General features: G+C 42.9%; 13 protein-coding genes, 2 tRNA genes and 2 rRNA genes (1 of these 17 cut by a window edge). 4 read left to right on the top strand and 13 right to left on the bottom strand.

Annotated elements, in window-relative coordinates:
• From TZ91_RS06665 to argR, 12 genes are all read right to left on the bottom strand, one after another.
• A 23S ribosomal RNA gene (locus tag TZ91_RS06665) occupies positions 1-1,560 on the bottom strand; it reaches 1,342 nt to the left of the window's first position.
• A 125-nt stretch (positions 1,561-1,685) separates the two neighbouring features.
• Positions 1,686-1,758: transfer RNA gene (locus TZ91_RS06660), tRNA-Ala, on the bottom strand.
• Positions 1,759-1,809: 51 nt separating this feature from the next.
• A 16S ribosomal RNA gene (locus TZ91_RS06655) occupies positions 1,810-3,355 on the bottom strand.
• The 16S and 23S rRNA genes sit together here with 2 tRNA genes alongside, the layout of an rRNA operon.
• Before the next feature lie 242 nt (positions 3,356-3,597).
• A tRNA-Glu gene (locus TZ91_RS06650) sits at positions 3,598-3,669 on the bottom strand.
• Between the two features lie 111 nt (positions 3,670-3,780).
• Positions 3,781-4,215 (bottom strand): cytidine deaminase family protein, encoded by a 435-nt coding sequence (locus TZ91_RS06645; RefSeq protein ID WP_033687439.1) that lies wholly within the window; start codon positions 4,213-4,215, stop codon positions 3,781-3,783.
• A 13-nt stretch (positions 4,216-4,228) separates the two neighbouring features.
• Positions 4,229-5,689 (bottom strand): glutamate--tRNA ligase, encoded by a 1,461-nt coding sequence (gene gltX / locus TZ91_RS06640; protein WP_033687440.1) that lies wholly within the window; start codon positions 5,687-5,689, stop codon positions 4,229-4,231.
• A 127-nt stretch (positions 5,690-5,816) separates the two neighbouring features.
• Positions 5,817-7,166 (bottom strand): glucose-6-phosphate isomerase, encoded by a 1,350-nt coding sequence (locus tag TZ91_RS06635; RefSeq protein WP_033687442.1) that lies wholly within the window; start codon positions 7,164-7,166, stop codon positions 5,817-5,819.
• A gap of 169 nt (positions 7,167-7,335) precedes the next feature.
• On the bottom strand, positions 7,336-8,025 hold the full coding sequence (locus tag TZ91_RS06625) for a gamma-glutamyl-gamma-aminobutyrate hydrolase family protein (protein WP_033687443.1): 690 nt from the start codon (positions 8,023-8,025) through the stop codon (positions 7,336-7,338).
• Between the two features lie 244 nt (positions 8,026-8,269).
• Positions 8,270-10,036 carry a multidrug efflux ABC transporter subunit PatB gene (patB, locus tag TZ91_RS06620; protein ID WP_033687445.1) on the bottom strand — a complete coding sequence of 589 codons (1,767 nt, stop codon included), beginning with the start codon at positions 10,034-10,036 and terminating at the stop codon, positions 8,270-8,272.
• 1 nt (position 10,037) lies between these two features.
• Positions 10,038-11,744 carry a multidrug efflux ABC transporter subunit PatA gene (gene patA / locus TZ91_RS06615; RefSeq protein ID WP_033687446.1) on the bottom strand — a complete coding sequence of 569 codons (1,707 nt, stop codon included), beginning with the start codon at positions 11,742-11,744 and terminating at the stop codon, positions 10,038-10,040.
• A gap of 146 nt (positions 11,745-11,890) precedes the next feature.
• Positions 11,891-14,425 (bottom strand): DNA mismatch repair protein MutS, encoded by a 2,535-nt coding sequence (gene mutS / locus TZ91_RS06610; protein ID WP_033687448.1) that lies wholly within the window; start codon positions 14,423-14,425, stop codon positions 11,891-11,893.
• Positions 14,426-14,475: 50 nt separating this feature from the next.
• Positions 14,476-14,922 carry an arginine repressor gene (gene argR / locus TZ91_RS06605; RefSeq protein WP_001231476.1) on the bottom strand — a complete coding sequence of 149 codons (447 nt, stop codon included), beginning with the start codon at positions 14,920-14,922 and terminating at the stop codon, positions 14,476-14,478.
• Between the two features lie 135 nt (positions 14,923-15,057).
• On the opposite strand from argR, the gene argS reads away from it, so the two are divergent.
• The 4 genes from argS (at position 15,058) to galU (ending at position 19,429) form a co-directional block, all read left to right on the top strand.
• Positions 15,058-16,749 (top strand): arginine--tRNA ligase, encoded by a 1,692-nt coding sequence (gene argS / locus TZ91_RS06600; RefSeq protein WP_033687449.1) that lies wholly within the window; start codon positions 15,058-15,060, stop codon positions 16,747-16,749.
• Positions 16,750-17,076: 327 nt separating this feature from the next.
• On the top strand, positions 17,077-17,322 hold the full coding sequence (locus TZ91_RS06595) for a hypothetical protein (protein ID WP_000084858.1): 246 nt from the start codon (positions 17,077-17,079) through the stop codon (positions 17,320-17,322).
• 169 nt (positions 17,323-17,491) lie between these two features.
• Positions 17,492-18,508, top strand: coding sequence for an NAD(P)H-dependent glycerol-3-phosphate dehydrogenase (locus TZ91_RS06590; RefSeq protein WP_033687451.1), 1,017 nt, complete (start codon positions 17,492-17,494; stop codon positions 18,506-18,508).
• 21 nt (positions 18,509-18,529) lie between these two features.
• Positions 18,530-19,429 (top strand): UTP--glucose-1-phosphate uridylyltransferase GalU, encoded by a 900-nt coding sequence (gene galU / locus TZ91_RS06585; protein ID WP_033685312.1) that lies wholly within the window; start codon positions 18,530-18,532, stop codon positions 19,427-19,429.
• Positions 19,430-19,483: 54 nt separating this feature from the next.
• Here galU and TZ91_RS10170 read toward each other — a convergent pair.
• Positions 19,484-20,832, bottom strand: a protein-coding gene (locus TZ91_RS10170; protein WP_128969932.1) for an IS3 family transposase whose coding sequence is annotated in 2 segments (ribosomal slippage) — positions 19,484-20,382 and positions 20,382-20,832 — 1,350 coding nt in all. Because the reading frame shifts where the segments join, the coding sequence is not laid out codon by codon here.
• Positions 20,833-20,886 lie beyond the last annotated feature (54 nt).

Below are 20,886 nucleotides of genomic sequence, written 5' to 3'. Positions count from 1 at the left end.
CGCTCCCCATCACAGCTCAATGTTACAGATATAAGCATTTGACTCATATCACACCTCACTGCTTAGACAGACACTTCCAATCGTCTGCTTTAGTTAGCCTACTGCGTCCCTCCATCACTACATACTCTAGTACAGGAATATCAACCTGTTGTCCATCGGATACACCTTTCGGTCTCTCCTTAGGTCCCGACTAACCCAGGGCGGACGAGCCTTCCCCTGGAAACCTTAGTCTTACGGTGGACAGGATTCTCACCTGTCTTTCGCTACTCATACCGGCATTCTCACTTCTATGCGTTCCAGCACTCCTCACGGTACACCTTCATCACACATAGAACGCTCTCCTACCATACCTATAAAGGTATCCACAGCTTCGGTAAATTGTTTTAGCCCCGGTACATTTTCGGCGCAGGGTCACTCGACTAGTGAGCTATTACGCACTCTTTGAATGAATAGCTGCTTCTAAGCTAACATCCTAGTTGTCTGTGCAACCCCACATCCTTTTCCACTTAACAATTATTTTGGGACCTTAGCTGGTGGTCTGGGCTGTTTCCCTTTCGACTACGGATCTTAGCACTCGCAGTCTGACTGCCGACCATAATTCATTGGCATTCGGAGTTTATCTGAGATTGGTAATCCGGGATGGACCCCTCACCCAAACAGTGCTCTACCTCCAAGAATCTCTAATGTCGACGCTAGCCCTAAAGCTATTTCGGAGAGAACCAGCTATCTCCAAGTTCGTTTGGAATTTCTCCGCTACCCACAAGTCATCCAAGCACTTTTCAACGTGCCCTGGTTCGGTCCTCCAGTGCGTCTTACCGCACCTTCAACCTGCTCATGGGTAGGTCACATGGTTTCGGGTCTACGTCATGATACTAAGGCGCCCTATTCAGACTCGGTTTCCCTACGGCTCCGTCTCTTCAACTTAACCTCGCATCATAACGTAACTCGCCGGTTCATTCTACAAAAGGCACGCTCTCACCCATTAACGGGCTCGAACTTGTTGTAGGCACACGGTTTCAGGTTCTATTTCACTCCCCTCCCGGGGTGCTTTTCACCTTTCCCTCACGGTACTGGTTCACTATCGGTCACTAGGGAGTATTTAGGGTTGGGAGATGGTCCTCCCAGATTCCGACGGGATTTCACGTGTCCCGCCGTACTCAGGATACTGCTAGGTACAAAGACTATTTTAAATACGAGGCTATTACTCTCTTTGGCTGATCTTCCCAAATCATTCTTCTATAATCTTTGAGTCCACATTGCAGTCCTACAACCCCGAAGAGTAAACTCTTCGGTTTGCCCTCCTGCCGTTTCGCTCGCCGCTACTAAGGCAATCGCTTTTGCTTTCTCTTCCTGCAGCTACTTAGATGTTTCAGTTCACTGCGTCTTCCTCCTCACATCCTTAACAGATGCGGGTAACAGGTAGTACCTGTTGGGTTCCCCCATTCGGAAATCCCTGGATCATCGCTTACTTACAGCTACCCAAGGCATATCGTCGTTTGTCACGTCCTTCTTCGGCTCCTAGTGCCAAGGCATCCACCGTGCGCCCTTATTAACTTAACCTTATTTTTCTGACCTTTCAGTCATAAACTCTTATTAATACTACAGCGTTTTCGGTTTATTTTCTTGTTACTATTTGATATAGATATTCAATTTTCAATGTGCATTACTTGGTGATCTCTCACCAATGGAGCCTAGCGGGATCGAACCGCTGACCTCCTGCGTGCAAAGCAGGCGCTCTCCCAGCTGAGCTAAGGCCCCACAAGACCTCTCAAGACTAAACAAGACCAATGCGCAGTTCCTTATCCTTAGAAAGGAGGTGATCCAGCCGCACCTTCCGATACGGCTACCTTGTTACGACTTCACCCCAATCATCTATCCCACCTTAGGCGGCTGGCTCCTTACGGTTACCTCACCGACTTCGGGTGTTACAAACTCTCGTGGTGTGACGGGCGGTGTGTACAAGGCCCGGGAACGTATTCACCGCGGCGTGCTGATCCGCGATTACTAGCGATTCCGACTTCATGTAGGCGAGTTGCAGCCTACAATCCGAACTGAGACTGGCTTTAAGAGATTAGCTTGCCGTCACCGGCTTGCGACTCGTTGTACCAGCCATTGTAGCACGTGTGTAGCCCAGGTCATAAGGGGCATGATGATTTGACGTCATCCCCACCTTCCTCCGGTTTATTACCGGCAGTCTCGCTAGAGTGCCCAACTGAATGATGGCAACTAACAATAGGGGTTGCGCTCGTTGCGGGACTTAACCCAACATCTCACGACACGAGCTGACGACAACCATGCACCACCTGTCACCTCTGTCCCGAAGGAAAACTCTATCTCTAGAGCGGTCAGAGGGATGTCAAGACCTGGTAAGGTTCTTCGCGTTGCTTCGAATTAAACCACATGCTCCACCGCTTGTGCGGGCCCCCGTCAATTCCTTTGAGTTTCAACCTTGCGGTCGTACTCCCCAGGCGGAGTGCTTAATGCGTTAGCTGCGGCACTAAACCCCGGAAAGGGTCTAACACCTAGCACTCATCGTTTACGGCGTGGACTACCAGGGTATCTAATCCTGTTTGCTCCCCACGCTTTCGAGCCTCAGCGTCAGTTACAAGCCAGAGAGCCGCTTTCGCCACCGGTGTTCCTCCATATATCTACGCATTTCACCGCTACACATGGAATTCCACTCTCCCCTCTTGCACTCAAGTTAAACAGTTTCCAAAGCGTACTATGGTTAAGCCACAGCCTTTAACTTCAGACTTATCTAACCGCCTGCGCTCGCTTTACGCCCAATAAATCCGGACAACGCTCGGGACCTACGTATTACCGCGGCTGCTGGCACGTAGTTAGCCGTCCCTTTCTGGTAAGATACCGTCACAGTGTGAACTTTCCACTCTCACACTCGTTCTTCTCTTACAACAGAGCTTTACGATCCGAAAACCTTCTTCACTCACGCGGCGTTGCTCGGTCAGACTTCCGTCCATTGCCGAAGATTCCCTACTGCTGCCTCCCGTAGGAGTCTGGGCCGTGTCTCAGTCCCAGTGTGGCCGATCACCCTCTCAGGTCGGCTATGTATCGTCGCCTTGGTGAGCCGTTACCCCACCAACTAGCTAATACAACGCAGGTCCATCTGGTAGTGATGCAATTGCACCTTTTAAGCAAATGTCATGCAACATCTACTCTTATGCGGTATTAGCTATCGTTTCCAATAGTTATCCCCCGCTACCAGGCAGGTTACCTACGCGTTACTCACCCGTTCGCAACTCATCCGGAGAAGCAAGCTCCTCCTTCAGCGTTCTACTTGCATGTATTAGGCACGCCGCCAGCGTTCGTCCTGAGCCAGGATCAAACTCTCATTAAAAGTTTGAGTTCTCACTCATTTCTGTCACTGACAGATTTATTGTTTTTTCATTGTTCAGTACTACAACCTTAGTTGTAGTGCCCTGCACATTGGTTCGTCTTGTTCAGTTTTCAAAGGTCTTTGTCACTTACTTCTCTCAAGCGACAACTATATTAGTATATCACAGCCGCTTTCGCTTGTCAACACTTTTTTGAAACTTTTTTAAATCTTTTTTCTTCAAGTGTGCCATCCGCAACATACCATAGTCCGTACGGGATTCGAACCCGTGTTACCGCCGTGAAAAGGCGGTGTCTTAACCCCTTGACCAACGGACCGGAGTTGTTATTTTCAACTCTTACTATTATACTGGCTTTTCAAACTTTGTCAACACTTTTTTTAAACTTTTTTCAAATTAAGTAAAAAGAGCCAGAATTATACTGACTCTTCTATTGATTGTTAAACTTAGAAGCACGTTCTTCTCCCCACCAATATGGGATTAGTTCTGAGACTTTCACCGTCTTTCTTGTATCGTAGTCCATCATGAATTCTGCATCTTTATTTTCAGCGTTCAACTCTAAGAGGAACTCTCTGCAAGCGCCACAAGGCATACCTGAACTTCCACCATAAGGTGGTTTGTCTCGAAAGGCTAATACTTTTTTAACCTTAGTTTGTCCTGAAAATTGGTACATATTGAAGAGAGCCGCCCGCTCTGCGCAGAGATGGAAAACACCACAAGTTCCCTCCATACAGAAACCTGTAAATATTTGTCCATCTTCTGCTTCTACTGCGGCCACAACATGGTTAGCGTAAACAAAATCAGATACTTCATGTGGATTATACAATTTCTGTACTTCTTCGTACATCTTTTTCCAGATGTCCATTATTGTACCCTTCTTACTTAGAGATTTCTTTTAACATATTTTCGATATGCTGGATTGATTTTTCACGGCCTAACAAGAAGATAGTATCTGGCAATTCAGGTCCATGCATTTCACCTGAAACTGCGATGCGAATTGGCATGAAGAGATTTTTCCCTTTGATACCTGTTTCTTTTTGAACAGCTTTGATTTGTGGGAAGATATTCTCTGTTACAAATTCATCATCTCTCATCGCCTCAAGTTTTGCTTTGAAGGCTTCAAGAACTGTTGGGACTGTTTCCCCCGCCATGACTTCGCGTTCTGCTTCTGTCAATTCTGGGAAATCTGAGAAGAAGAGATCTGTCAATGGGATAATCTCATCTACTGATTTCATTTGGGGTTTATAGAGCTCAACTAATTTTTCAGCCTTGTTAGTTAAACGGCCTGCTTCCTCTAAGAATGGTTTTGCCATTTCAAAGATAGTTTCTAGGTCTGCATTCTTGATATAATCATTGCTCATCCAGTCGAGTTTCTTCTGATCAAAGGCTGCTGGAGACTTGCTCAGGCGGTTTTCATCGAAAAGTTTAATCAATTCTTCACGAGAGAAAATCTCATCTTCGCCACCTGGGTTCCAACCAAGAAGAGCAATAAAGTTAAAGACTGCTTCTGGAAGGTAACCTTTTTTACGGTAGTCTTCGATAAACTGAAGGGTATTAGTATCGCGTTTAGACAATTTTTTCCCAGTTTCAGAGTTGATAATCAAGGTCATGTGACCAAACTCTGGAGCTTCCCAACCAAGCGCTTCATAAACCATGAGCTGTTTTGGTGTATTAGCAATATGGTCGTCTCCACGGATAACATGGGAGATTTGCATATCATGGTCATCGATGACAACGGCAAAGTTGTATGTTGGGTAACCGTCTTTCTTTTGGATAACCCAGTCACCACCAATATTGCCACCTTCAAATTCGATATCACCTTTAACCATATCATGCCACTTGTAGATACCTGACTCATTGACCGCCAAACGAACTGTTGGAATGATACCAGCTGCTTCACGTTCTGCGATGTAAGCTGCTTTTTCCTCTTCACTCATACCAAGGTATTCGTTAATGTAGCGAGGTGTTTCACCAGCTGCTTCTTGGCGTTCGCGTTCAGTTGCCAACTCTTCTTCTGTAACGTAAGATTTGTAGGCTTTTCCTTCAACTAGCAATTGATCGATGTATTTTTGATACAAGTCCAAACGTTCAGACTGGCGGTAGTTTTCATGTGTTTCTGGACTTTCGTCCCAATCCATACCCAACCAACGAAGGTTTTCAAGTTGTGAACGTTCACCATCTTCGACATGGCGTTTACGGTCAGTATCTTCGATACGGATAATAAAAGTTCCACCGTGATGACGTGCATAAAGGTAGTTGAACAATGCTGTACGGGCATTTCCGATGTGTAGTAGTCCTGTTGGACTTGGTGCGTAACGTACGCGAATATCTTTTGACATAGTTTCTCCTATAAAGTCTCTAGGCGTCTGCCTTTTTGCTCTCTATATTATATCACAAGTCTTGGCTGAGGCCAATTTCTATGGATAAAGAGAGTAAAAAGAGTGGACAAGCCACTCTTTTCTTCTATTATAGACGTTCGTTAAGTTCTTTGCTCAATTCTTCAAATCCTGGTTTTCCAAGAAGGGCAAACATGTTACGTTTGTAAGCTTCAACACCTGGTTGGTCAAATGGGTTGATAGCATTCAAGTAACCTGAAAGAGCGATAGCCAATTCGAAGAAGTAGATTGTGTAACCAAGAGTGAAAGCATCTTGCTCTGGAAGAGTCACGTACATGTTTGGTACATCACCGTCTGTGTGGGCAAGAAGAACACCGTCAGTTGCTTTTTTGTTTACAAAGTCAACGTCTTTTCCTTGAAGGTAACCAAGTCCATCAAGGTCTTCTTCCAAGCTAGGGATAATCACGTTTTTACGAGGTTTGTCAACACGGACAACTGTTTCAAACATGATACGAGTTCCTTCTTGGATAAATTGACCAAGTGAGTGCAAGTCAGTTGAGAAGTTGGCTGAAGTTGGGTAGATACCTTTTTGGTCTTTTCCTTCTGATTCACCAGCCAATTGTTTCCACCACTCTGAGAAGTATTGAAGTGATGGCTCGTAGTTTACCAAGATCTCAGTTGCATAACCTTTACGGTAAAGGATGTTACGAACTGCTGCGTATTGGTAAGCTTCGTTTTCAGAGATTTTATCTGAAGTGTAGTCTTTGCGAGCTGCATTCGCACCTTCCATAAGGGCTTTGATGTCAGCTCCTGATGCTGCGATTGGAAGCAAACCAACGGCTGTCAATACTGAGAAGCGTCCACCGATATCATCTGGAACAACAAATGTTTCCCAACCGTTAGCGTCTGCTTCAACCTTAACAGCACCTTTTTGGCGGTCAGTTGTTGCATAGATACGTTTGTTGGCTTCTTCTTGTCCGTATTTTTTAACCAAGAGTTCTTTGAAGACACGGAAAGCGATAGCTGGTTCAGTTGTTGTACCTGATTTAGAAATCACGTTTACTGAGAAGTCTTTGTCTGCAACATACTCTACCAAGTCAGCAAGGTAAGTAGATGAGATTGAGTTTCCTGCGTAAAGGATTTGTGGAGCTTTGCGCTCTTCTTTTGTTTGCAAGTTAGCAAAGTGGTGGTTCAAGAAGTCGATTGCTGCTTTGGCACCAAGGTAAGATCCACCGATACCGATAACAACCAAAACATCGCTGTCTGATTTGATTTGCTCAGCAGCTTTCAAGATACGGTCAAACTCTTCGTGGTCGTAGTTTTCAGGAAGGTCCAACCATCCCAAGAAGTCGCTACCAGCACCAGTTCCTTTACGGATCAATTCATCTGCTGCTGTTACTTGTGATTGCATGTATTCCACTTCATGTGGTGCAACAAATTTGTCTAAAACTTTTGAATAATCAAATTTAATATGTGACATGTTATTCCTCCAATATTTCTTCTTTTCTATCATAACGCTTACCTTCGTTTTTTTCAAGTTTTTTGTCGAATTTCTCCAATTTTTATCAGAATTCAAACGTTTGCGTAAAAATGCCACATTCTAAAAATTTTGAAAAAATAAAAGAAAGAACGACCAGATGTTCCAGTCGTTACAGTTCATTCAATAAATACTCAAATAATTCTAAATTGCCATCTTCTTCATTGACCAGAAACTCTGGATGCCACTGCAAACCAATAATGCGGTGCTCATCGATAGACTCAATCGCTTCGATAGTTTGGTCTCTTGGATCAATAGCAGTTACACGGAAATTAGGTGCCAAATCTTTAATACTTTGACGATGGACCGAGTTAACCTGACTTTCTTTTCCAAATAGCTTAGCCACCACGCTTCCTTCTACTGTCTCAATAGAATGAGATGTTCCGAAAGGCAGACCTTGCCAGTGACCTTCGATTTCTTGATTGAGGGTCCCACCAAAAGCAACATTGACAAGTTGAACACCACGACAGATTGCCATAATTGGTTTATTCTGACGAAGCGCTTCTTTCAAGAGTGCCAATTCAAACTCATCGCGCACTAGGTTGTAATCATCACTCTCGATGGTCTTTTTCTCTCCATAAAACTGAGGATGGACATTTTGACCGCCTGTCAAGATAAGTTTGTCAATCATTTCTACATAATCACGTACAACTGACTCATCACCAACAGGAATGACTAAAGGGAGACCACCGACTTGACGAATGCTCTCTGCGAATCTACAAGATACAGATGAATGAATGTTTTTGCCTTCTGCGTCTACGGGACATAGATTTGCAGCAACTCCTACAACCGTTCTAGTCATGATGTCTCTCCTTTCGAATGTTAATACTCTTCGAAAATCAAATTCAAACCACGTCAGCGTCGCCTTACCGTACTCAAGTACAGCTTGCGGCTAGCTTCCTAGTTTGCTCTTTGATTTTCATTGAGTATAACGATAGTCCTATCATATCACTCAAAATGCCTTTCGTCTAATATGTTTTTTTTAAGTCCGTGATAAATATTTTTTATGAACAAGAAAAAGCTGCCCACATAGGACAACTTCTTTCTTATTCAAAGACAAATTGATTGTGATAGAGTTCTGAGTAGAATCCACCTAGTTTTATTAGTTCATGGTGATTACCACGTTCAATGACTCCTCCATCTTTGAGGACAATAATCTGGTCTGCATTGAGAATGGTTTTCAAGCGATGGGCAATGACAAAACTGGTTCTACCTGCTACAACTGCCTCCATGGCATGCTGAATCTTGCTTTCTGTCACCGTATCTACGTTTGAAGTTGCTTCATCTAGAATGAGAACTTCTGGATCTGTCATCAAGGTTCGAGCGATAGAAATCAATTGTTTTTGCCCTGTCGAGAAGATGCTTTGATCATCATCAATAAGGGTATCGTATTTGTCAGGTAAGCTTTCGATATAGTCATGAATATGGGTTGCCTTGGCTGCTGCCTCAACCATTTCTTGACTAGCATCTGGTACACCGAAACGGATATTGTCTCGAATGGTTCCGCTAAACAAGACCGAATCTTGCAAGACAATCCCCACCTTGCTTCTAAGACTATCTAAATCATAGTCACGGATATCTTTGCCGTCAAAATAAATACCACCAGCATCAACATCATAAAAGCGATTGATGAGGTTCATAATAGTCGTTTTCCCTGACCCAGTCGGACCAACAACTGCTGTCATCTGGCCTTTAGGGGCAGAAATGCTGACATCTTTCAAAATAGGTTTATCAGGTAGGTATGAAAAATCAATATGACTAATTTCAACACCTTCTTGCAACCTAGTAAAGATCGGCGCCTTCTCAGGTCGAATTTCTTCCTCTGCGTCAAACATTTCCTGAATCCGTTCAGCCCCCGTAAAGGCTAACTGAAGGCTTCCCCAACTAGCTGCAACTTGAATAATAGGCTGGTAGTACTGCTGAGAAAATTGGGCAAACATAACAATCAAACCTAGAGCTGTACTTGTTTCAATAGTCTTATCATTTAAAAGTACAGCTGAACCAGCAAAGATAACGATGGCTGTGTTGACCAGACTCATCCCATTCATGACAGGGAAAAGAATTCCTGAGAACATTCTTCCTTTAAAGGTTGCCCTGCGCACGCGCTCATTTTGTTCAAGAAATCCTGCCATCATATCCTCTTGAATACCTTGCACAATCACGGCTTTTTGGCCTGAGATACTCTCATCCATATAGGCGTTGAGCTTTCCTACCTCTTTCTGCTGGAGATTGGTATATTTCCGTGCCATTTTTACGATAAAAAGCAGCATAAGGAAGGCCACTGGTGTGCTGGCAATGGTGATGAGGGCCAGCGTCACATTTCTCGAAAACATGACAAGAATCAGACCGATATATAAAACAATATTGCTCATGACCTGAATCAAGCTTTCGTTAAAGGCCTGGAGGATATTATCCAAATCACTGGTAAAACGAGACAAGATATCGCCATCTTGTCGGCGGTCAAAGAAAGAAACAGTCAAGCGAGCAAGCTTACCGAAGAGGCCTTTACGCATCTCGTTGGTCGACTCTGCAATCACACGCGTCATGAGACACATGTATATCACACTAGAGATAAATAGAACCAAAACCAGCAGGCCAAGATTGACCATGATTCCTGATAAACTTTGCCAAACAAGTTCTGGATTGCCATCTTGATAAGCTTGAACTAAATTAGCTAACTGCGTCACTGCTTGTCCAGAAAAGACCGGAAAGAGAGCTTGGGCAAGAGTCGCTAGAACAATCATCAGAATGACAACTACAAATGATAACTTATAAACTTTAAAATAATTCCAAAAAAATTGAACTGTTTTCATGTTACTCCTCCTTTCCTTTCTGTGTTTCATAGATTTCACGGTAAACGGCATTGTTGGCAACCAAGTCTGCATGCGTACCTTGACCAATCAATCGTCCTTGATCCAGAACCAAGATTTTATCTGCATGAACAACCGAGCTAATCTTTTGAGCGATGATAATGGTTGTTGTTCCCTTCAAGTCCTTATTCAAGGCTTCTTGCACTAGGCGCTCTGACTTGGCATCCAAGGCTGAGGTCGAATCGTCAAAAATCAGAATACGCGGATTTCTGACAATTCCACGGGCAATCGACATCCTTTGCTTTTGCCCACCAGAGAAATTGGTTCCCCGTTCCTCAACTGGACTTTCAAAGGTTTTCTCCATACGATGGATGAATTCACTAGCCTGGGCAATATTGGCTGCGCGTTCCATTTCAAATAGAGTAGCATCTCCCTTACCCTGTCTCAAGTTATCTGCAATCGTTCCACTAAAGAGAATGGCACGTTGGAGAACGATAGAAACAGTTTTACGCAGGGTTCCTTCACTCACTTCTCGAATATCCTTGCCTCCAATTTTGATAGCCCCTGCCTGTGGGTCAAAGAGACGTGGAATCAATTGAGCTAAGGTTGATTTTCCTGCGCCAGTCGCTCCAACTACACCAACCATTTGACCAGGTTCGATAGTAAAGCTCACATCTTTCAGCATCGGTTCCTTGTCCATTGGATAGGTAAAGGTTACATTTTCAAAGCTAAGACTTCCTACCAACTCTTCATCTGGGACATCCTTGAAGGTCATGGCTGGCTCTGCGTCCAGAATTTCTCGAATACGACGCATGGAAATCATAGCACGGCTGACAGAATTTCCCAAAAATCCAACCATAACAATGGTAAAAATAATCTGGCTTAGGTAATTGACAAAGGAAGCAATGGAACCAACAACTGACGGATCCGACTGAACCATCCCTGCAACTAACCAAATAGAGAGGAATACCGCCCCATAACCGACCAACATCATAAAGGGTTCCACTACTGAAAAGGCATAACCGATGTAAAGGTTTTGACCGAGAAGCTCGTCTGAAACCTCCGTAAACTTAGCAAACTGCTCTTTTTCTTGGACAAAGGACTTGACCACACGAACGCCACGCAAATTTTCCTTGGCAATGGCATTGATGCGTTCAAGAAGGGTTTGAAACTTGGCAAAACGAGGTCCCATCATTCCCATCATGACAGCAGTCAAGGCAAAAATCAAGATGACCATGAGAACAATCACCCACCACAGAGAAGGTAAGGTTTGAACCGCCAGGATAAACGAACCGATAAACAAGAGGGGAAGTCTGAAAAGAATTTGGAAGGTCATCATGACCACGTTCTGAATCTGGTTGATATCATTTGTCATTCGAACGACTAGATTTCCCGCATTAAATTGTTCAATATTAGCATAAGAAAAGGTTTGGATTTTACGGAAGGCATCCTCTCGAAGGTCGGATGAAACTCCTTGGGCAATATAGGCTGCAAGGACAACATTGAGCCCACCAGCAACTAGACCGATCACGGCCACACCAATCAACCAAGCCCCGATACTATAAATAGCTTCATATTTCCCAGCAAGGAGGGCGTCTAACACTTCCTGCAGGTAACGCGGTTGCAAAAGTGAACTAGCAACCATCAAGCCTGTCATCAGGAGCGAAGCCAAGGCCTGCCACTTGTAGGTTTTTATTTTCTGAATCAGCATACTTTCTCCTTAAAAAATAGACAAAAGGGAGCGACAATGCGTCAGCTCCTTTTCATTCTGTTTGTGTGATGTTATTCTAGCAAAAAAGTAAGAACTTGTCAAAGAAGTCTCCTTGATACAGCTAGATTAACTAGTGAGTCTTGGTTTTACAGTTTCTGTTTTAACTCTACTAAGACATTCATAGCCTGCATAGGTGTCATATTGTAAACATCCAGCTTAGCTAATTCTGCTAGGATAGGATGCTCTTCTGCCGTATCAAATAGTGAAATCTGTTCTGTGACATCACTTGTTTGCCTCATGGGAGCAGGACTTTCTGTTCCTTGACTCTCTAGCTGAGTCAAAATCTTATCCGCCCTTGCTAAAAGGTCTGCTGGCAAGCCAGCAATCTTGGCAACATGGATACCGTAGGATTTATCAGCTGGACCTGGTTCAATCTTGTGAAGGAAGGTCACCTGCCCATCCTGCTCCAAGGTTGCCACGTGGACATTGACCAAGTGCTCCAAGCTAGACTCCAGACTAGTCAACTCATGGTAGTGGGTCGCAAAGAGGGTCTTAGCTCCAATATGCTCGTGAATGTATTCGATTATAGACTGAGCAAGAGCCATACCGTCGTAAGTTGCAGTTCCCCGTCCCAACTCATCAAAGAGAATGAGAGAGTTCTTGGTCGCATGCGAAATGGCATTGTTGGCCTCCATCATCTCTACCATAAAGGTTGATTGACCTGACACCAAGTCATCTGCTGCTCCAATACGGGTAAAAATCGCATCAAAAATCGGTAAATGAGCGCTTTCCGCTGGCACATAAGACCCCATCTGGGCCATAACCGCCGTCATAGCCAGCTGGCGCATGTAGGTAGACTTCCCACTCATGTTTGGCCCTGTAATCAGTTGAATACTGGTATCTTCTGCCATCTGAATCGTATTGGGAATATAGGTCTGAGCCCCCATAACCTTTTCAACGACAGCATGGCGCCCTTTCTGGATATCAATCCGCGAATCATCTCCGAATTCAGGTCGAATCAAATGCTGGGTTTCAGCTACAACCGCCAGACTTTGCAAGACATCAACTGTCGCTATGCCTTGAGCTAGAGCCTGCAAACGCTGAATGTACTTGCTGACCTCTTCACGAATGCGCATAAAAATTTCATATTCGAGATTGGCTGACTTCTCACGTGCCTCCAGCATATCTCCCTCGATACGGGCTAATTCTTCGGTTCCAAAACGTTCTGAGTTTTTCAGCGTCGCCTTGCGGAAAAAGTGGACTGGCACATTCCCCAGTTGTGAATTGGTCACATGGAAATAGTAGCCATCCTTCTTATTGTAGTCAATCTTGAGCGTGCTGATACCAGAATTTTCTCGCTCCTTAGCCTCAATCTCAGCAATCCAGCTAGTCCCTTCTCTGAGAACGCGACGGTACTTGTCTAAAGTCTCATCAAATCCAGTCCGGATAATACCACCTTCCGTAATCACATGGGGAGCTTCAGGAGCAATCGCTGCGCTAATCAAACTCTCCAACTCAGGGATTCCATCCAATTGTGCGATGAGATAAGCTAGAGCAGGTTGCTCCATCCCTTCTAAAATCGCACGAATCCGTGGCACACTGGACAAGGTGGTCGCCAACTGCAAGAGATCCTTGGGATTGGTTTTGCCAAAAGAAACACGACTAGCCAAGCGCTCAATGTCATAAACACCCTTGAGACTGTCTGTCAAATCACTACGCTCAAAGAAATGGTCGAGAAAGACCTGCACCACTTCTTGGCGTTGGACGATTCGTTCCTTATCAATCAGGGGGCGATGAATCCAAGACCGCAAGAGCCGCATACCCATAGCTGTTTTGGTTTCATCCAAAAGCCAGAAAAGACTGCCTTGCTTCTTACCTGAACGAGCATTCTCAACCAAATCCAGACTAGCCTTGGTCGCATAATCCATCTGCAAGAAATCTTTGATTTCATAGCGTATAACAGGCTTGAGGTGGTTCAATTCCCTCATCTGAGTCCGATGAACATACTGGAGTAGCTTACTAGATGCCGCTTGCTCCACAGCTGCCAATCGTGAATCCAGTAAATGAAGGTCTTCAAAGCCTTCTTTTTCATAGGAAAGCACCAGATTCATCTGACGACTGAGGATTTGTTCTTCTTCCTCAGACAAGTCATAACCCAGCACCACTTCTCGCGCCTTGAGATTACGGATTTCCCCACAAACCAGCGTGAAATCCAAAAGACCTGTCACATAAAAGTCACCCGTCACCAGGTCCATATAAGCTAAGCCAAATTGATTGCCATCTCTATCTATAGCAACCAAGAAATTGTTCTGACTATCCGGCTTACTGCTATCGACCACTGTCCCTGGCGTAATGACCTGAACAACCTCTCGTTTCACAACTCCAACAGCTTGTTTAGGATCTTCCATCTGCTCTGCGATAGCTACCTTATAGCCCTGCTCAATCAAGACATCTATATACTGCTGGGCAGAATGATAGGGGACACCCGCCATAGGAATCGGATTGTCGGCATTCTTGTTGCGACTCGTTAAGGAAATTTCCAGAATCTGCGCAGCATTGACCGCATCCTCATAAAATAATTCATAAAAATCACCCATCCGAAAGAGCAAAAAAGCATCTGGATATTGCTTTTTAATATCCACATACTGTTGCATGCCGGGTGATAGCTTTTCTGTCGCCATTTTCCGTCTCTCCTTGTCAAAAATAAGTCTTGAGAGCAACTCCCAAGACCTTACTTATCTTTCATCAAATCTAGCAAACGATCTTCCATGAGTTTGGCAACGTGCTGGTCTCGACAAATGACCAATAAGGTATTGGCACCAGCAACTGTTCCTAAAATCCATTCATCCTTGTTTGCATCTACAATATTTGCCAAAACAGAGGCTTCGCCCAATTTGGTATGAAGTACCAAGGTAAACTCTGCTCTTGCAACGCCTTCTAAATGATGAGACAAAAATTCCACCAAATCAATCTTTTCTGTCTCATTTGCTAGTACATAATACACCATATCATTTTTCTTGACCTTGGTCAAGCCGATTTCGCGCAAATCACGAGACAGGGTTGTCTGCGTCACAAAGACATTGTGTGCCTCCAACCGATCTTGAATTTCTTTTTGTGTACTTAATTTCTCCTCAGTAATCATTTTTTTTATTAACTGATGACGATCTCTTTTTCTCATAAAATCCTCTTATATGCATATTTATAACTAATTTTATAACTATATTATACCAAAAAAATAGGAGATTTCAAAAATTTTTTCTTCTTTCTTTAAAATTGTGATAAAATAGTAGAAAAGTCCAAAAAGGAGCTCTTAATGAATACAAAAGAATTGATTGCTAGCGAATTGGCTAGCGTCATTGATAGCCTGGACCAAGAGGCTATTTTAAATTTACTGGAAACCCCTAAAAACTCAGAAATGGGAGACATTGCTTTCCCTGCTTTTTCTCTTGCAAAAGTCGAACGTAAAGCACCTCAAATGATTGCGGCTGAACTGGCTGAAAAAATTAACAGCCAAGCCTTTGAAAAAGTTGTTGCAACAGGACCTTACGTCAACTTTTTCCTTGATAAATCTGCCATTTCTGCTCAAGTATTGCAAGCTGTTATCACTGAAAAAGGGCACTATGCTGACCAACATATTGGTAAACAAGAAAATGTTGTTATCGATATGTCTAGTCCCAATATCGCTAAACCATTTTCTATCGGTCACCTGCGCTCAACTGTTATCGGAGATAGCTTGTCACATATTTTCCAAAAAATCGGTTATCAAACGGTCAAGGTCAACCATTTGGGAGACTGGGGTAAACAGTTTGGGATGCTGATTGTTGCCTACAAAAAATGGGGCGACGAAGAAGCTGTAAAAGCTCATCCAATTGATGAACTTCTTAAACTCTACGTTCGTATCAATGCTGAAGCTGAAAATGACCCTAGCTTGGATGAAGAAGCGCGCGAATGGTTCCGTAAACTGGAAAATGGAGACGAGGAAGCTCTCGCACTTTGGCAATGGTTCCGTGATGAAAGTTTAGTGGAATTTAACCGCCTTTACAATGAACTGAAGGTTGAATTTGACAGCTACAACGGAGAGGCTTTCTACAACGATAAGATGGATGCAGTTGTAGACATTCTTTCTGAAAAAGGTCTTCTTGTTGAATCAGAAGGTGCCCAAGTTGTCAATCTTGAGAAATATGGAATTGAACATCCAGCCCTTATCAAGAAATCTGATGGTGCAACTCTCTATATCACTCGTGACTTGGCTGCAGCCCTTTACCGTAAAAACGAATACCAATTTGCTAAATCTATCTACGTTGTTGGTCAAGAACAATCTGCCCACTTTAAACAACTCAAAGCTGTTTTGCAAGAGATGGGCTACGATTGGAGTGAAGACATTACTCACGTTCCTTTTGGTTTGGTTACAAAAGAAGGGAAAAAACTCTCTACTCGTAAAGGGAATGTCATCTTACTAGAGCCTACTGTTGCAGAGGCTATTAGCCGTGCCAAGGCCCAAATCGAGGCTAAAAATCCTGAACTAGAAAACAAAGACCAGGTAGCGCATGCTGTTGGGGTTGGAGCCATTAAATTCTATGACCTCAAAACTGACCGTACAAACGGATATGACTTTGACCTAGAGGCTATGGTATCTTTCGAGGGTGAAACTGGACCTTATGTTCAATACGCCTACGCTCGTATCCAATCTATCTTACGTAAAGCGGATTTCAAACCAGAAACAGCTGGCAACTATAGCTTGAATGACGCTGAAAGTTGGGAAATCATCAAACTCATCCAAGACTTCCCACGTATTATCAACCGTGCGGCGGATAACTTTGAACCTTCTATCATTGCTAAATTTGCAATTAGCCTAGCTCAAGCCTTCAACAAATACTATGCACATACACGTATCTTGGATGAAAGTCCAGAACGCGACAGCCGTCTAGCCCTCAGCTACGCAACCGCAGTCGTTCTCAAAGAAGCCCTTCGCTTGCTTGGAGTAGAAGCGCCAGAGAAGATGTAAATCGCCAAAGTTACTTGATTGCAAAGCAATCTAAGTAACTAACGCCAAATCCTGTCAGGAATTTGGCTAGGCACTTCACTAGTAAAGAAACATAAATATTATCGATTTATGTTTCTTTACGTCGTAACCAGAGACACTTGCCTAAACGCCTCACTAAATTGGTCAACCAAATCTATTAATTGGCTTAGTGGCTGGTGGCAATCTTCAAGTCACTAGAATGCAAGGCAATCTAAGCAACGAATGTCAAACCCTATCAGGGATTTGGTTAGGCGCTTCACTAATTCAATCTACTCACTACTACTTCTTTATCATACAGGGAGATATTCTATGAGCCAATATGCTTATATCCTCGTTGTAATTAGCTTGGTGTTCCTTTTTCTGCTCAATAAGTACGAGAAGGAGAGACTGCAAAAACTCTACCAAGAACAACTTTTGAAGGATGAAACATTTAGGACTGATATCAAAGAGAAAATTCACACGACTGAAAATATCAATGATGTCATTGCTTACATCAATAAAACTTATCATCTGGGAATGTTGCTATCAAAAGACATTACAGATCAATTGAAATAAACCGAGTTATTCTTTAAGGAATATAAAAACCGAGTCTAAGAGTTTAATACTTAGGCTCGGTTTTTATATATTTTTCAAGTAACAAAGCAACCACTCCCCCAGCAATGCAAGTGCAAAATCCTCCAGAATATGATAGAATAAGAGAAAGGACTCTATCAAGGAGGAAAACATGGAAAAACAAACCGTCGCCGTCTTGGGGCCTGGTTCTTGGGGAACTGCCCTTTCACAAGTCTTAAATGACAATGGACACGAGGTACGTATTTGGGGAAACATTCCCGAGCAAATCAATGAAATTAATACACACCATACTAATAAACACTACTTTAAAGATGTCGTTCTAGATGAAAATATCATTGCCTACACCGACTTATCAGAGGCACTGAGAGATGTAGATGCGATTTTGTTTGTTGTCCCAACAAAAGTGACACGACTTGTTGCACAACAAGTTGCACAAACCCTAGACCATAAGGCTATCATCATGCACGCTTCAAAGGGATTAGAACCCGATAGCCATAAACGATTATCAATCATCCTTGAAGAAGAAATTCCTGAACATCTCCGCAGTGATATTGTCGTTGTTTCAGGACCTAGTCATGCGGAAGAAACCATTGTACGTGACCTGACTTTAATCACTGCTGCTTCTAAAGATTTACAAACAGCTCAATACGTTCAAGAACTCTTTAGTAATCACTACTTCCGACTTTATACCAATACGGATGTTATCGGGGTTGAAACTGCTGGTGCTCTTAAAAATATTATTGCTGTTGGTGCCGGTGCTTTACATGGTCTTGGATTTGGAGACAATGCCAAGGCAGCCATCATCGCTCGAGGACTGGCAGAAATTACCCGCCTAGGGGTGGCACTCGGTGCCAGTCCGTTGACCTATAGTGGCTTATCTGGTGTGGGAGATTTGATTGTGACGGGAACCTCCATCCACTCTCGCAACTGGAGAGCCGGCGATGCCCTTGGTCGTGGAGAATCCCTAGCTGATATCGAGGCCAATATGGGCATGGTGATTGAAGGAATCTCAACGACTAGAGCAGCCTATGAACTAGCGCAAGAACTTGGAGTCTATATGCCCATTACACAGGCCATTTACCAAGTTATCTACCACGGAACCAATATTAAAGATGCCATTTATGACATCATGAATAATGAATTTAAAGCAGAGAATGAGTGGTCTTAACCCTCTAGAGAAAGGATTCTTATGACATCAAAAGTTAGAAAAGCAGTCATCCCTGCCGCTGGACTCGGAACTCGTTTCTTACCAGCCACCAAAGCACTTGCGAAAGAAATGTTGCCAATTGTAGATAAACCAACTATCCAGTTTATCGTAGAAGAAGCTCTTAAATCAGGTATTGAAGATATTCTGGTTGTCACTGGTAAATCAAAACGTTCTATCGAGGACCACTTCGACTCAAACTTTGAGCTTGAGTACAACCTCAAGGAAAAGGGCAAACACGACTTGCTAAAATTGGTAGACGAAACAACTGGCATTCGCCTTCACTTTATCCGTCAAAGCCATCCTCGTGGTCTTGGCGATGCTGTCTTACAAGCAAAAGCTTTTGTAGGGAATGAGCCCTTCGTTGTCATGCTTGGTGACGACCTAATGGATATCACAGATGACCATGCTGTCCCTTTGACAAAACAATTGATGAACGATTACGAGACAACTCACGCATCAACAATTGCTGTTATGCCTGTCCCTCATGAAGAAGTTTCAGCATATGGAGTTATCGCTCCTCAGGGTGAAGGGATTAATGGTCTCTACAGTGTCGAAACTTTTGTTGAAAAACCAGCTCCAGAAGATGCTCCAAGTGATTTGGCAATCATCGGACGCTATCTGCTCACACCAGAAATTTTTGAGATCCTCGAAAATCAAGCTCCCGGTGCTGGAAATGAAATCCAGCTTACCGATGCGATTGATACCCTTAATAAAACACAACGTGTTTTCGCTCGCGAATTTACAGGAGCTCGTTACGACGTTGGGGATAAGTTTGGCTTTATGAAAACATCTATTGACTATGCCCTCAAGCACCCACAAGTCAAAGATGACTTGAAAGATTACCTCATCCAACTAGGAAAAGAATTAGCTGAGAAGGAATAAAATAAAAAAGATAAGGTTCAAAATGTACTGACCCCAAAAAGTTAGACAATTAATTTAAGCAAAGGATTTAGTTCTGTATTGTACAGGGCTAAGTCCTTTTAGTTTTACCTTAATTCGTTTGTTGTTGTAGTAATCAATATAGTCTACAATAGCTTGTTCCAAGTGTTCAAGTGACTGAAACGTATTCTCATAACCATAAAACATTTCAGACTTAAGAATGCCAAAGAAAGATTCCATCATACCGTTATCTGGACTATTTCCCTTACGTGACATAGATGGTTGGATTCCCTTATTCTTTAAAAAATGATGATAAAAATCGTGTTGGTATTGCCATCCTTGATCACTATGGAGAATTGTATTTTCGTAATGGTTCTCTGTAAAGGCTTGTTCTAGCATAGCTTTCATTTGTACTAAGTTCGGCGAAGTAGAAAGATTGTAGGAGATAATTTCGCTGTTAAAGCCATCTAAAACTGGTGATAAATAAAGCTTTTGGCTGCTTGCTGGAATGGCAAATTCTGTCACATCTGTGTAGCACTTTTGCATTGGTTTGGTTGCTTCAAATTGACGTTGAATAAGATTATCTGCTTTCTTGCCAACCTCTCCTTGGTAGGAAGAATACTTCCGTTTACGGCGAATTCGAGCCGTTAAACCAAGTACTTTCATCAGACGCTGCACCTTCTTATGGTTCACTACGAAGCCACGATTTCGTAATTCTAGAGTCATGCGACGATAGCCGTAATTTCCTTTATGCTCAGTATAAGTTGACTGAATTTCAGCTTTAATATCATAATCTTTATCGCTTTGATCCAGCTGTTTTAAGTGGTAATAATAAGTTGAACGGGCAAGCTTAATAATCTTTAGAAGGATATCTAAAGAAAACTCTGTTACAAGTCCTTGAACAATTTCCGTTTTTCTTCTTGCTTCTTTTCGTCCCTCAATCGGAGTTCTCTCAACTTTTTTAGAATGGCATTCTCCGCTCTCAAGTACTCATTTTCTGCTTGAAGACGTTCTAATTCTGTCATATCTTCAAATCTCTTCTTTGGCTTACGTCCCATTTTAGGTGGTCTCCCTCTTGTTTTCTCAACAATAGTATACCCGTTTTTCTTGTATTGTGCCAGCCAATTCGAAAGTAATCCACTATTTGGAAGAGCATAATCCATAGACGCCCTAATTTGTGAATGCCCCTCAAGAAGAACTTTATCAATGATCTCTTGTTTTAGTTCAGGAGAATAGTAACAATTCTTTCCTTTTTTGACGATTTCTATTCCATAACGATCAATCAATTTAATCATGTACTGAAGATTAGAAATGTTTATCCTAAATTGATTTGAAAGTTGTCTAAAGCTCTCTCCTTTCTTTCTTAATTCATATATTTGAACTTTATCTTCATAAGTTAATTTCATAATAAAAACACCCCAAAAGTTAGATTTTTATGTCTAACTTTTGGGGTGCAGTTC

The sequence above is a fragment of the Streptococcus mitis genome (assembly GCF_000960025.1).
GTDB lineage: Bacteria > Bacillota > Bacilli > Lactobacillales > Streptococcaceae > Streptococcus > Streptococcus mitis_DH.
Note: the sequence above shows the minus strand (reverse complement) of the source record. Positions and strands in the feature narration are given on the sequence as shown.